This is a genomic window from Blastocatellia bacterium, from assembly GCA_016713405.1.
Taxonomy (GTDB): Bacteria; Acidobacteriota; Blastocatellia; order Chloracidobacteriales; family JADJPF01; genus JADJPF01.
On record JADJPF010000001.1, the window covers coordinates 570698 to 585420 of the forward strand.

Sequence of the window (14723 nt, forward strand, 5' to 3'; positions counted from 1 at the left end):
TTTATTTATGAAAATATGCTTTAACTTTTAGTTGGACAGTTAACTCTCCATTGTTTTGAGTAGAGCTTTGCAATGTACTAACTCTTTGGGGGCCACCACCTAAATTAGCCTTTTCTTCTTGATCAGGTGTTTCTAAAGTTAAGTCCTCAATAACAAAAAACATTTTACTGCTTTCTAAACTATATAAAAAACGTCTAAAGTTTGTATACGAGCCTGTTAAGGAAAATTGCGCTTCTAATGCTGGATAAATACTAACTTTATCATCTTGTTGATTAGTTCTTCTTCCTCTAGCATTTGTTGATGAGTCTTCTTCAACTTCTTTAATGGTTGCAAAATTAATACCATCAGTTAAAGTTATTTGGTTTTTCTTAGCTAAATCATTTAGTTCATTTACTACAGATAATCTTCCTTTTTGTGGATCTCGCAAAAATTTTTCTTGAAAAGATGTAAGCTTTTCTACTATTGACTGATTTGATTCAGAAAAATTTTTCTTATCCTTTAATTCTGTTTTTATTTCTTTAATATCATTTTTCAATTCTAAACTCTGTTTTTGTAATTGTGTAATTTTATCATTTTCTTTCTTAAGCAAAGTAATAGCTAAATAAGTAGTAAATGAAGTTACTGCAATCACAGTTACTATAGCAAATACTTCTATTAATCTAAGATATCCTGTTTGTAATTTATTAATTATTGGAATATTTTTCATAGTTTACTCCTGATTAATCCTCATCCTCATTATTAGCTACTTTTTTAATTTCTGCTTTATTTTGACTTTTCTTAGCTAAAAAACTTTTTGCTGGACGAGGGTTATATAAAACATCCAAAGTAAAACCAATATCCCCATTTTGAAGAGGAGTTTCTTGATTAACAGGGTTTACTTGAAAAACTCCTACTTTATCCATTTCAGCAATCATATCTGTAAGGTCTTTAACGCTTTTACTATAAACTTTGATTTTAAGAGGTATATTTAGAGCCTCTTCTTCTTTTGTAGGTCTTATAGAAATAATACGTATAGTTTTAGGTAATGCCAATTCAAATTCGCTTAACATCTGTGTCCAAGAAAAACTACGCTGTTTAATAAGTTGTGCAGATGCTTCAATTTCTTGAATTTGTGTTGGATTAAGAGGTTGTATAGGCACGTTGTATTGTTTTTCTAAGGTTTTTAATTCTGCTTGCTGTTTTTTAACTTCTTGTTCTAGCCTAGCAGCAACCATTTTAGCCGAAGATACTTCTTTAAGCATCCATTGACCAGCTAACAATAAAACACCCATAACAACTAAAAAGCTCAACCAAAACAACCGACGGTTATGAAAAGGTTTTTTTGCGAGATTGATATTTAATCTCATTCTTTTTCTCTCTTAAATATTAATACTAAAATTTACTATCAGACAACCTCTAAGAATAACAAAGACTATTATTAAGATGCTAGCATATATTGATATAGTTTATGTTATACAAGGTAAATTTAGTTCTTTTCACGTCCAAAAAACATTATGGTTCCAGAAACTTTCTTATTCTTTGCTTAACTCAAAGTTTTAAGTGAAAGCCTAATGCTTGAGTATTGAAGCTACCCTATCATTTACACTTTTAGACTTAATTAAATATCTTATAGCTTTAGCCAAAGTTTGTTTGGTTTAGACTTCAGGCTACTTTTTCCAAACCCACCTATCAATGGCTGACACTGCGCTTGCAAAGAAGTTTAAATGTCAAACTCAGCAGATCCTAATTGGTCAAACTCCTAAAGCTTATGGAATTTATGGAATAAATGCACCTGCCTTTTCTTATTAATTTCTTAGATTCCAATATTTTCTATCCACTAAGTAAAATAATTTAATATAATAAGAAAGTCTTTGCTCAATATTCTTTGCATACTTATTGCATAGTAAGAAAGTAAGAGAAAAGATTTTAACATTTCTGTGAAAGTGATTAACTTTATGAGCCATTACCGCAAAGTAGTTTGGAATGAAGGGATGCTCCTTACTCCTCATCATTTGCAACAATGGGATAATTATTTTGAAGACCAAATAGCTTCACGCCTAACAGCCTTTATCCCTTATCAATGGGGAGTAATTAACCTTCAAATCAACCATGAATCTATAAGTAATGGTATTTTTGAACTAATACATTGTCAGGCAATAATGCCAGATGGGTTATTAGTTAACTTACCACAACCAGACCCTTTACCAGAAACACGAACTTTAACAAAACATTTTGATACTACTACAGAAAATTTAGAAATTTACTTAGCAATAGCAACAAAACGCATGGGAAGTGTGAATTTTCAAGCACCTAATAAGGAAAAATCCGCAAACCTACGTTATAGCCAGGTGCCTGGCACTGTAATTGACGAAACAACAGGAGAAAATGAACAACAAATAGCTTTTGCTAAACCTAATTTTCGCTTGCTTTTCTCTGAAGAACTGAAAGAAGGTTATAGTAGTTTGAAAATTGCAGAAGTTGTACGTACTACTACAGGACAGTTAACTTTGTCAGAAAATTATATTCCACCAATATTAAATATAAGCGCATCTAGCTGGCTACTTAATATGTTAAGACAGTTAATAGAAATTCTTATTACCAAAAGTACAACTTTAGGGGATCAAAGAAGGCAAAGAGCTAGTTCTTTAGCTGATTTTACTACATCTGAAGTTGCTGTTTTTTGGTTACTTCATACAGTAAATGCTTCAATTCCAAAGTTAACGCATCTCTTACGCACTAGGATTGTACACCCAGAACGCTTATATGAAGTATTAGCTGAACTTGCTGGTAAGTTAATAACATTTTCTATTGATAAACATCCTAAAGATATAGTGCGATATGATCACGATAACTTATATTTGACCTTTAACCAATTAATGTTGCAAATTCGTGAACTTTTAGAAACCGTAATACCTACTCGATGTGTGGCAATAGCTTTAGAAAATGTGCGTGAATCTCTTTATGTTGGTAGAGTTCAAGATGATAGATTACTACATGACGCAGCATTTTTCTTAGCAATAAAAGCACAAGTAGCAGAGAGTTTTTTAATTGACCGTGTGCCTCGAATTATCAAAGTAGCCTCCAGAGATGTAATTGATGCTGTAGTGGGTTCTGCATTGCCAGGTGTTACTCTAAGACATGCATCTCCTCCACCTTCTCCAATACCTACTAGAGTTGGATTTCATTACTTTGGTTTTGATAGTATCGGCCCTTACTGGGATACAATTCGCGGCTCAAAAACAATCGCTATTTATGTTCCAGATGAGTTTCCAGAAGTAAAGTTAGAACTTTACGCGGTAAAACCTTAATTTTACGCCTAGCAGCGTTAAGAAAGAGGTAGTTTATGTCTAATGTAATAACACTTAACACTATTTCTAGTGCAGAGTTATCTAATCTATTAGATAATAGCCAAAATCCTTTGTTAGTAATGGCTACACCAATTTTAGAATTAATATTAAAGTTAAAATCAGGCATTGTTAGCCCCTCTAGTGATTTAAGAACTACTTTTAGTAATTTATTAAAAGAAATGGAGTTTCAAGCTAGTAAGTTAAGCTATTCATCACAAGCCGTTCAATCTGGCAAATTTGCTTTAGCCGCTTTTATTGATGAAACTGTGTTAACGGCAGATTTTCCACTTCGTCAAGAATGGGAAAAATATCCATTACAACTAGAATATTTTGGAGAACATCTAGCAGGGGTAAAATTTTTTGAACGTTTAGAAGAATTTCTTAAAGAAAGTCTACAGAATATAGATGTTATTGAACTTTACTATGTTTGTTTATTACTTGGATATAAGGGACGATATAAAATTTATTTAGAGGATCAACTTAAAGAATTAATTAACAATGTAGCCGGACATTTAACACAAGCAAATAGGTTAACAACTTCTAGTCTTTCACCACATGCTAAAGCTAATGATCAGCCTAAACCTATTATCAATCTTGGGCTACCTCTTTGGATAAAATTAACCACAATTACAGTTTTTGCTCTTAGTATATTTATTTATATTATTTTTAAGTTATTGCTCAATAACCAGCTAATAGATGCTAAAGAACAGCTACTAAGATAAGAATAGGATAGAAAACTTATGTATGAAGACATAAAAATAGCTTATTTTTCAATGGAAATGGGATTTGTTACTGATATGCCAACCTATAGTGGAGGATTAGGAGTTTTGGCAGGTGATACTATTCGTTCTGCCGCAGACTTAAAAATTCCTATGATTGGGCTTACGCTTATTCATCGCAAAGGCTATTTTTATCAAAAGCTTGATTCTACTGGAACACAAATTGAAGAGCCTGTAGAGTGGGTAGATAATGACTTTTTACAAGAAATGCCTGAGCGAGTTAGTATTATTTTAGAAGGTCGGCCAATACAATTAAGATGTTGGAAATATGAAGCTATTGGTGTCACAAATTATCGTGTAAATGTCTACTTTCTAGATAGTGATTTACCAGAAAATAGCCCGTGGGATAGAACTTTAACTAATCATCTTTACGGTGGGGACAAACGTTATCGCTTATGTCAAGAAGCTATTCTTGGCATAGGTGGCATAAGAATGCTAGAAGCATTGGGATATAAAAATATTTCTCGTTTTCATATGAATGAAGGTCATGCAAGCCTCTTAGCCCTAGAACTTTTAGCAACAGAAACATCTAAATGGGGACGTGACTATATTACAGATGATGATATTCAAGCTGTAAGAAAAAAATGTATTTTTACTACTCATACACCTGTTCCAGCAGGACATGATAAATTTCCAATGGATTTAGTAGAAAATGTTTTAGGTAAACATATTGCTCTTGAAAAAAAAGATATTTTTTATTGTGATGGCTTATTAAATATGACTTATTTAGCACTTAATCTTAGTCATTATGTTAATGGTGTAGCAAAACGTCATGGTGAAATTTCTCGCTCAATGTTTGGAGGCTATAACATTGATTCTATAACTAACGGAGTACATGCAGGTACTTGGGTTTCACCATCATTTCAAGAACTTTATGAACGCTATATTCCTGGTTGGCGACAAGATAATTTTAATTTTCGCTATGGCTTAAGTATTCCTAATCAAGAAATTTGGAAAGCACACTTTCAAGCTAAAAAGAAATTAATTCATTATGCTAATAAATTTACTAATGTAGGAATGGATGTAGATTTCTTTACTATTGGTTTTGCTCGTCGTGCAGCCGTTTATAAACGTCCTGACCTTTTGTTTTATGATATTGAACGATTAAAAGAGATGCAAAATAAGTTAGGGCCAATTCAAATTATTTATGCTGGTAAAGCTCATCCTAATGATTTAGAAGGTAAAGAGCTAATTAAACATATCTTTCAAGCTAAAAATGCTTTGAAAGATTATATTAAGGTATCTTACATTGAAAATTATGATATGGAATTAGGACAACTTTTAACTTCTGGTGTAGATGTTTGGTTAAATACTCCTCAACCTCCTTTAGAAGCTTCTGGAACAAGTGGAATGAAAGCGGCATTAAATGGTATCCCTAGTCTTAGTGTGCTAGATGGTTGGTGGATTGAAGGTTGTATTGAAGGCGTTACTGGATGGGCAATAGAAACTAATGGTTGGGGAGCAGAAGGTTCCAAAGATTCAATTGTCCGTCAAAAAGATGCTATTTCTCTTTATGAAAAATTAGAAAATGTTGTAATACCTATGTTTTACAATAATCAAGATAAATATATAGATATTATGAAGCATACTATTGCTTTAAATGGTTCTTTTTTTAATTCACATAGAATGCTGCAACAATATATGTTAAATGCTTATTTTCAATAAAGCTTAATAGATGCGAAAAATTTCGCTAACTAGCGCAAAACTCCTACCTATTCTTTTTATCTACAAAAACCTTCTTGATAAGTAGTTATAAAACAGTGAATTAGCATTTGGAATAAAGCTTGCTCATAATCTTTTAGCAGTGTCTAGGATTTTGAGTAAGGAGATTACCCATGCAAAAATTCTTAGAATATATTGAACAAATAAAGTCTTTTCTTAAAATCACTACAATAGTTTTTTTATATGGTTTAACAAGTGTCTTAGGCTGGTCGGTAATAGGCAATTTAGGTTTTGGTTTTAATAGTCAGGTTTTGTTAGTAATTTTAATTTTGTCAACTTTTCCTATTGTCTTACTTATTAAGCATTACTTCAAAAAGACAGAAAATCAAATTCCATTGTCAACTAATAATTCTTTTGTTGGTAAGGATTATCCAGATTTAACAAATCGTGCTGAAGAAGTAGTTCAATGGTTAAAAAATACAAAACTTGCTTCAAAATCTGCTGAAAAAGTTATTTATCAATTACCCTGGTTTTTTGTTTTAGGTGCTACATCAAGTGGGAAAACTTCTTTAATCTTAAATTCTGGTTTAGATATTCAAGCCTTACCTAGTCAACAAAATTTAGGCCAAAATCTATTTCGTCCAACTAACAGTTGTGAATGGTATGTTAGCAATTCAGCAATTTTTATTGACACAGCAGGACGTTATCTTAATGAAGGAACTGATCATGAAGAATGGTTATCTTTACTTAATACAATAAAAAGATACCGTCCAGAACGCCCAATAGATGGGTTAATCCTTACAGTTGAAACAACAAATATTACTAAAGCTACTGATAATGAAATTGAACAACAAGCAAAACAGCTAAGAACACGTATTGATGAGCTAAAAGTAGAATTTAATAGTCCTTTCCCTATTTATTTAGTTTTTACACATGCAGATGTTATTAGTGGTTTTGAAATCTTTTTTAGTAATTTTGATAAGAAAAACCGTAGCCAAATTTGGGGTGCAACTATACCTTTAGAACAACATGAACGAGCCTACACATTTGTTGATGAAGAGTTTAACTATCTTTGTGAAGCTTTAATGAGCAACCGTCTAATACAATTAGCATCATCAAATTTATCAAAAGAACAATTAGAAATTTTTGATTTTCCACTTCATTTTGCTTCTATTGGAAATAAAATTTCTCTTTTTATTTCTGCGTTATTTAGACCTAGCCCATTTACTGATAACCCTTGGTTAAGAGGCTTTTATTTTGCTGCAAGCTCAGTAGTAAAGAAACAAGCTTCTGAAAAACTCTTGATGACCACGCAGGAATATAAAGAAAAATATTTCCTGGATGACTTGATCCAAGAACAATTGCTTAATGATGCTAATTTAGCTGCATCAATGATGAAGAAAAAAGATACTCCTGGGCTAAAACGTAAAATCCTAGTTGGAGCCATAAGTTTAATTTCTGTTTTGCTAATTCTAGGTTTAACTGTTTCATTAGTTAGAAACCGAAGTTTAATTAATGAAAGTTTAGAAAAAGGGTTAAGAGTAGATGAAATTAGTCGGTTAGAGCTTAGAAAAAATGCTGACACTCAAGACACTGCTGCATTACGTGTAGAGCTAGAAGCAATGGAACAACTAAGACAGCAACTTGTAACTTTAGAAAATTACAAAAATTCTCGCCCATTGTCTTATAGCTATGGGCTATATTCAGGTAATGATATAAATCCTAATTTGCGGGCTATTTATTTTGATTTGCTTAATCAAAGGTTTTTTCAACAAACAGCAGAAAATTTGGAAGATGATTTAAGAAAATTCGCTGATAGCAAAGATAAATTTTCAGAAGAAGAATTAGGTCGATATTATGATTTATTGAAAACCTACTTAATGCTTTCAGACCCAAGCAAAAGCGAACCAACTTTTCTAGCTAATCGACTTAATGACTATTGGAGAAAATCTTATCCTCTGGAATTAGAACTTTTAGCACAACAACAACTTGATTTTTATGCTAAACAAGCTATTTATGATGATGCTCCTCATTTGAGAGCAGATGATAATATTGTTGCCGCATCACGTCAGCACCTTACTAATTATCCAGCCGTAAACCGCTTTTTTAAGAGAATAACTTCAGAAATTGACTTAAAAGTAAATCCTGTGACAGTTGAATCAATTACCCAAGGTCGCAACAAAGGTTGGTTAATAGGAAAATATAATGTTTCAGGTAGTTTTACTATAGAAGGTTATCAAAGCTATATGAAAGCTGCTTTAGCTTCAGCAGAAGCAGAAATGAGCAAAGAAGATTGGGTAATGGGAGCATCTAGCCTAACAACAAAAGATTTAAGCAGTGATGTTGGGAAGCTAGAAAGCATTTATTTTCATGAATATAGCAAACAATGGCAAAACTTCTTAAAAGCTTTAAGTGTTCCTGCCTTTAAGACAAAAGAAGATGCTATTGAAGCATTAAAAGTTTTATCTGCTAGCGATTCTCCACTAGCTTTAACATTAACTGAAGTAGCAAGACAAACTAATTTTACAGGTGCTAAAGAAAAACTTAGTTGGTGGAAAAAACTATTTTCTGACAATAAGATAACTGCTAGCCCACAAATTATTGAATTAGAAAAAGAATTTCTTGCCTTAAAACAATTTTTATCTCAACAAGAAGAAAGTTCTCCTATTTCGCAATATCGTGGTTCTTTACGTATAGTTCTTGATAACTTAGAAACTGTTACTGCTGATCAATTATCACAAACTACAAAAATGTTGCTTACTGGTAAAGATGATATTGGTTTACAAAAAGCAGAATTAACAATTAATAAGCTACTAGAAAATTTTACTAGCTCAGTAACTAGAGATGCTGCATCCGCTTGTAGACAGCCTTTAGGAAATTTAAGAGCCATGCTTTATGGTAGTAGTTATGCACAGCTTGAACAAAATTGGCAAGAGCAAATCTATACAAAAGCTCGCAACATAGAACAAGGGTTTCCTTTTACAGAAACAGGAAGCGCGTCTATAACAGACCTAACACGATATCTTAATCCAGTTAATGGAGTATTAGCACAATTTTTTAATGATAGATTAGCTTCTTCTTTTGAAGAGGTAGGAGGCAAATTACAGCTAAAAGAAAGTGGTGCTTTTAAGTTTTCTCAAGAATTTATTGACTATCTAAATAGTAGTAAACAGTTGCGTGAAGCTCTTTTTGCTCAAGGTGGTCAACAAATGGAAGTTAGTTATGAACTTTTATTACAGCCTGTTACAAATAGCGATATTGTAATAGAAATTGATGGAACTAGAGTAGAAACACGTGGAACAACTCCACAGTCAGCAAAATTTACTTGGCCTGCAAAATCTGGAGCATCTGGAGCAAAAATTACTGTAATACAAGGCAGCAAAATATCTGAAAAGGCGTTTCCTGGTGAATGGGGACTTTTCAAAATGGTGGCTGGAGCAACAACAACCCCAGAAGCAAACTTGCTTATATTAAGTTGGAATATAGAAGGAATTCCTGTCCGCGTAACATTAAGACCATCTAGCACTAACAATCCTTTTTCACGTCGTCTTTTTACACAATGGCATGCTCCAAGAAATTTACAAAAATAAAGGAGGGATTTATGTCTTCAACACAAGTTACTTTAAGCTCAAAAGCAAAAGTTTTATATCAAAATGGTCAGCTTATAGAAGCTATTAAAGAGTTAATTCAAGAAGTCAGAAATGACCCAAATAATAACTGGTTACGTACATTTCTTTTTGAATTACTTTGTTTTAATGGTGAATGGGAGCGTGCAGAACGCCAACTTAAAGGTTTATCAATAATAGGAGCAAAAGCTGAAATTGGTTTATTAGTTTATGGAAATAATATAAAAGCTGAAATCCAAAGAGATAAAGTTTTTTCTAATGCTATGACACCAAATTTTCTATTTACTCCACCAAATTATATTTCTTTACAATTAGCCGCAGTCAAAAAACTACAAGAGCAAAACTATCTTGAAACTCGTAGTTTGCTAGATGAGTTAGCTTTAAATCAACCAACTCTAAAAGGCAAACTAAATGGAAAGAAATTTAGTAATTTTGTAGATTACAATGACTTTTTAGCTAATTGCTTAGAGGTGTTTTTAGAGGATAAATATTATTGGCTACCATTTGAAAATATCCAACGTTTGCAAGTTCAACCACCAAAACTATTACGTGATTTGGTTTGGGCAAAAGCAATTGTTCAATTAACTAATGACACGTTAGTAGAAGTTTTCTTACCAACGCTTTATCCAAATTCCTATAAACATGAAAATGAGTTAGTACGTCTAGGCCGTATGACAGATTGGAAAGCTTTGCCTAATGAAATTTATCTTGGCTATGGATTACGCACATTTTTTAGTGATAAAAGGGAAAAAACTATTTTTGAAATTAGTGAGTTAGCCTTTGATCACTCTTAGAAAAAGGAGAAAAACTAATGTCAAGCATATCAACAGAAATAATAGAACCTTGTATTAGTTTTGAACAACTTTTAAGACCAATTGAAGGAGAAAATCCTTCAGGAGAAAATCTTCAATATACTGGGCTTTATGATGATATTCGTGAAGCTCGGCGTAGTGAAGATGTTGAAGAGTTAGGAGAATGGAAGCGAGAAATAAAAACTTCTGATTGGAATAAAGTAATAACTCTTTCAACTGATGCACTAGAGACAAAAACAAAAGATCTTCAAATAGCAGTTTGGTTTTCAGAAGCACTAGTAAAGCATTATGGTTTTTTAGGTTTACGTGATAGCTTACAACTTCTAAAAGGATTGTTAGAAAATTTTTGGGAATCAATTTATCCTGAAAATGAAGATGGGGATTTAGAAGCTCGCGCTAATGCTTTTTCTTGGTTTGACCGGCAAATTTCTATATCTATAAAACAAATTCCTCTTACCTCTTCTACGCTAACAGATAATTGCTCTTATTTGCAGTATGAAGAGTCTAAACTTTTTGATATTCCAGAAAAAATAGATGATTTAAGCTCTGAAGAAAAACGAAAAATAGAAGAATTAAAAGAACAAGCAGAAAAAGAGAAGAAAACCACATCAGAAAAATGGCGTAAAGCACAAAATACTTCACCACTTAGTTTTTATCAATCAACATTTAATCTACTTGATGAGTGTTGGAAGGCTTTTTTAGAACTTGATAAGTTAATGGATGAAAAATTTTTATCTCAAACACCTGGTTTAGGAACACTAAAAAATCTCTAGAAGATATCCATAACTTAGTAAGCAAAATTTACAAAGAAAAACAACCTGCAAAAACTGTCTCTGAAGCAGAACTATTGCCAAAAAGCGAAGGTATGGAAAAATCCTCAATAGTTGAGCAACCATCCACGAAAAGCTTTCCAATAAATACAGGAGTAATTAGTTGTCGAGAAGATGCCTTACATAGACTAAAAGATGTAGCAGAATATTTTCGTAAAACAGAACCTCATAGCCCAGTAGCTTTTCTTGTTCAACGAGCTATTAAATGGGGGGAAATGCCATTAGATCAATGGTTAGAAGAAGTTATCAAAAACAATGAAGCCCTAGACCAAGTGAGGGAAACCTTAGGCATAAAAAGCTAAGTTTGGCAGTAAATTTGCAAAAGAATATTGTAGATAATTTAAGCCTTTGTTATTTGAGAGTATTTTTTAAGAGTGAATTTTTACTAACTCGTAGTGATTGAATGTGGATTTAGCTAGTAATTAACGCTCTCTAAGAAAGGATAAAATTTATGCCTAAAAAAGAAAGTCTTCAGCATAAACTAGATCGAGTGCGTTCACCAAGAGTGCATATCACTTATGATGTTGAAATTGGTGGCGCAATTGAAATGAAAGAACTTCCTTTTGTTATTGGTGTTTTGGGTGATTTTTCAGGCAAGCCAGCACAAGCACTTCCAAAGTTAAAAGACCGCAAATTTGTTGAAATTGATCGAGATAACTTTAATCAAGTAATGTCTGGTATGAAACCACGAGTAGCTTTTTCTGTAGAAAATAAACTAACAGATGATGACTCTAAAATGAATGTAGAGTTGAACTTTAGAGAAATGGAAGACTTTAGTCCAGATAAAGTAGTTCAACAAGTTGCACCATTGAAAAAAATGATTGAAGCTCGACGTAAGCTTTCTGATTTGCTTTCTCAAATGGATGGAAATGATAAATTAGGTGAACTACTGCAAGATATTGTTCAAAACACTGATAAACAAGAGCAATTAAGCAAAGATCTTGGTTTGCAAATGAAAGATAATGTGTAAAGGAGACAAACCATGACTAAAGCAATAGAAAGCCAACAATCTTTACCAATTAGCTCTGAACAACAAACTGAAGTTAGTTTGTTGGATCAGATTATTTCTGAAGGTCATTTAGCTCGTAATGAATCACAAAAAGAAATAGCTAAAGATTTAGTTTCTGAATTTGTCCAACAAGTAATGCAAGGGGAAATGGTTTATTCTAAAGATGTTGAAGCTTATGATTAATAATCGTATTGCTCAATTTGATAAGTTAATTTCACTGCAAATGAATGAAATTATGCATGCAGAGGATTTCCAAAAACTAGAAGCATCATGGCGAGGATTGCATCACTTAGTATTTGAGAGCGAAACTAGCACTATGCTAAAGATCCGAGTTATGAATGTATCAAAGAAGGATTTAGTACGCGATTTAGAACGGGCTGTAGAATTTGATCAATCAGCACTTTTTAAGAAACTTTATGAAGAAGAATATGGAACATTTGGCGGCGCACCCTATGGTGCATTAATTGGTGATTATGAGTTTAGTAATCACCCACAAGATTTATTTTTGTTGGAAAAAATTTCAAATGTTGCTGCTGCTGCACATGCACAGTTTGTTGCTGCTGCTTCTGCTCAACTTTTTGGTTGGGATGATTTTACCCAATTAGCTGAAGTCAGAGATTTGGCTAAAATTTTTGACCGTGTTGAGTATGTAAAATGGCGATCATTTCGTGAATCTGAAGACTCGCGTTATGTTGGTCTTTGTTTACCTCATACTTTAATGCGCTTACCTTATGGAGCAGATACTGTTCCAACAGAAACTTTTAATTTTACAGAAACTGTTGATGGGACAGAGCATAAAAAATATCTTTGGGGGAATGCAGCTTATTCTTTTGGTACACGCCTTACAGAGGCTTTTGCTAAGTATTATTGGACTGTAGCAATTCGTGGTGTAGAAGGAGGCGGACTTGTCCAAGGACTTCCAACACATACTTTTCGTACAGATGAAGGCGAAGTAGCATTAAAATGCCCAACAGAAATTTCTATTACTGATAGACGTGAAAAAGAGTTTGCTGATCTAGGATTTATCCCATTAGTACACTGTAAAAATACAGACTATGCTGCTTTCTTTAGCGCACAATCTACAAATAAAGCAAAGAAATATGATACTGATGCTGCTAATGCTAATGCTCGTTTGTCAGCACAATTACAGTATATTTTTGCAGTATCAAGATTTGCTCATTACCTAAAATCAATGATGCGAGACAAAATAGGATCTTTTATGTCGCGCAAAAATTGTGAAGATTTTCTTAATCGCTGGGTTAGTAACTATGTATTACTTGATGACACTGCTGGACAAGAATTAAAGGCTCAATATCCACTTCGTGAAGCACATATTGATGTTGTAGAAGTAGCTGGAAAACCAGGAGTTTATAAAGCAGTTGCTTTCTTAAAACCACATTTCCAATTAGAAGAATTAACTGTTTCTCTAAGGCTTGTAGCTGAACTGCCCCAACCAGCACAAAAATAAGTAGTTTTTAATTGTGGCAGAAAGTCACAAGATAATTTCTGCCACAATTAAATAAGTTTATTGAAAAGGATAATCTTATGGCAGAGCTTAATCTTCCTAAACAAGCACCAACAAATGTAGGTAAATCGGACATAGGCGAATTGTTAAATCTTATCCGAACATTAATTTCTGGCCCGCCAAAAATGGAAGAGTACCGAGGTACAGCTTTTCTTTCTATTAATGGAATTAAAGGTGAAAGTACGCATGATAAACATGAAGGAGAAATAGAAGTTCTTGATTTTCATTGGAGTGTAGCCCAACCTCATGCTGGTGCAGCTAGTGGTGGTGGGGCAATGAGAGCAGAAAGAGCGCATTTTGGAGATCTTTCTATTTATAAAGCTATTGATACCTCATCACCAGCTTTAGCACATGCTTGCGCTAGTGGGCTGCATTTAAGTAACGCTGTATTGCAACTTTGTCGCGCTGGGGGTGAGGCACAAGTTTATATGAAATATAGTTTATCTGATGTTGTTATTACTAGTGTTAGAACAGGTGGTCGCGGTTATGGAGAAAAAATTCCACTAGAAGAAATTTCTTTAAGTTATAGCCAAATTGAATGGGAATATTTTCCTACAAAAGTTTCTTCTGGTCGTGTTGAAGGACGTAAGGTTAAGAATTGGAATTTAAAAACTAACCGTGAAAGCAGTTAATAATTTGCAAATTTACTAAGGAGTAAGGTTATGGACGCATTTCTAAAAATTGATGGAATTGAAGGTGAAAGTATGGATGATAAACATAAAGGTGAAATCGAAGTGCTTTCATTTAGTTGGGGTGTAATGCAAGCCGCAGCAGGAGTTGCTAGTACAGCCGGATCGCTTTCTGCTGGACGGGCCCAATTTCAAGATCTAAGCATAGTAAAACTTCTTGATAAAGCTTCTCCAAAACTAGCTTTAGCTTGTGCAACAGGGGAACACCTAAAATCTGCTTGTTTATCATTACATCGTGCTGGTGGAGAAAAAGAACTTTATATGGAATATAAGCTCACAGATGTATTGATAACTTCTGTTCGCCCTGGTGGTAGTAGCCAAGGAGAATCTATTCCAATGGAAGAAATTACTATGAATTATGGAAAAATAGAACTTAAGTATGTTCCAACAAAAGTTGAAGGGGGCAAAGGTTCAGGCAGTGTTGTAGCAGGCTGGGATCTAAAATTAAATAAGAAGGTGTAAGAG

General features: G+C 33.3%; 12 protein-coding genes and 1 pseudogene. 11 read left to right on the forward strand and 2 right to left on the reverse strand.

Annotated features, from left to right (window positions below; genetic code table 11):
- Window position 1: 1 nt before the first annotated feature.
- Together IPK14_02440 and IPK14_02445 are read right to left on the reverse strand one after the other, a co-directional pair.
- Window positions 2-706 (reverse strand): hypothetical protein, encoded by a 705-nt coding sequence (locus IPK14_02440; protein MBK7992295.1) that lies wholly within the window; start codon window positions 704-706, stop codon window positions 2-4.
- A 13-nt stretch (window positions 707-719) separates the two neighbouring features.
- The gene (locus IPK14_02445; GenBank protein MBK7992296.1) at window positions 720-1346 is read right to left on the reverse strand and encodes a hypothetical protein; all 627 of its coding nucleotides are present in this window, start codon (window positions 1344-1346) and stop codon (window positions 720-722) included.
- Between the two features lie 588 nt (window positions 1347-1934).
- On the opposite strand from IPK14_02445, the gene tssK reads away from it, so the two are divergent.
- The 11 genes and pseudogenes from tssK (at window position 1935) to IPK14_02500 (ending at window position 14720) form a co-directional block, all read left to right on the forward strand.
- Window positions 1935-3287: a type VI secretion system baseplate subunit TssK gene (tssK, locus tag IPK14_02450; GenBank protein ID MBK7992297.1), complete on the forward strand. Its 1353-nt coding sequence runs from the start codon at window positions 1935-1937 to the stop codon at window positions 3285-3287.
- A 35-nt stretch (window positions 3288-3322) separates the two neighbouring features.
- Window positions 3323-4048: a DotU family type IV/VI secretion system protein gene (locus tag IPK14_02455; GenBank protein MBK7992298.1), complete on the forward strand. Its 726-nt coding sequence runs from the start codon at window positions 3323-3325 to the stop codon at window positions 4046-4048.
- Window positions 4049-4066: 18 nt separating this feature from the next.
- A complete protein-coding gene (gene glgP, locus IPK14_02460; GenBank protein MBK7992299.1) occupies window positions 4067-5770 on the forward strand; it encodes an alpha-glucan family phosphorylase in 1704 nt (567 codons plus the stop codon).
- Between the two features lie 170 nt (window positions 5771-5940).
- The gene (gene tssM / locus IPK14_02465; GenBank protein ID MBK7992300.1) at window positions 5941-9357 is read left to right on the forward strand and encodes a type VI secretion system membrane subunit TssM; all 3417 of its coding nucleotides are present in this window, start codon (window positions 5941-5943) and stop codon (window positions 9355-9357) included.
- Window positions 9358-9368: 11 nt separating this feature from the next.
- Window positions 9369-10187 (forward strand): hypothetical protein, encoded by an 819-nt coding sequence (locus tag IPK14_02470; protein ID MBK7992301.1) that lies wholly within the window; start codon window positions 9369-9371, stop codon window positions 10185-10187.
- A 17-nt stretch (window positions 10188-10204) separates the two neighbouring features.
- A complete protein-coding gene (gene tssA / locus IPK14_02475) occupies window positions 10205-10978 on the forward strand; it encodes a type VI secretion system protein TssA (protein ID MBK7992302.1) in 774 nt (257 codons plus the stop codon).
- A 74-nt stretch (window positions 10979-11052) separates the two neighbouring features.
- A complete protein-coding gene (locus IPK14_02480) occupies window positions 11053-11337 on the forward strand; it encodes a hypothetical protein (protein ID MBK7992303.1) in 285 nt (94 codons plus the stop codon).
- A gap of 149 nt (window positions 11338-11486) precedes the next feature.
- A complete protein-coding gene (gene tssB, locus IPK14_02485) occupies window positions 11487-12005 on the forward strand; it encodes a type VI secretion system contractile sheath small subunit (protein MBK7992304.1) in 519 nt (172 codons plus the stop codon).
- Window positions 12006-12017: 12 nt separating this feature from the next.
- Window positions 12018-13512 (forward strand): annotated as a pseudogene (gene tssC, locus IPK14_02490) (type VI secretion system contractile sheath large subunit).
- Between the two features lie 77 nt (window positions 13513-13589).
- Window positions 13590-14201: a type VI secretion system tube protein Hcp gene (locus tag IPK14_02495; GenBank protein MBK7992305.1), complete on the forward strand. Its 612-nt coding sequence runs from the start codon at window positions 13590-13592 to the stop codon at window positions 14199-14201.
- A 30-nt stretch (window positions 14202-14231) separates the two neighbouring features.
- Window positions 14232-14720 (forward strand): type VI secretion system tube protein Hcp, encoded by a 489-nt coding sequence (locus IPK14_02500; protein ID MBK7992306.1) that lies wholly within the window; start codon window positions 14232-14234, stop codon window positions 14718-14720.
- The last annotated feature ends 3 nt before the right edge of the window (window positions 14721-14723 follow it).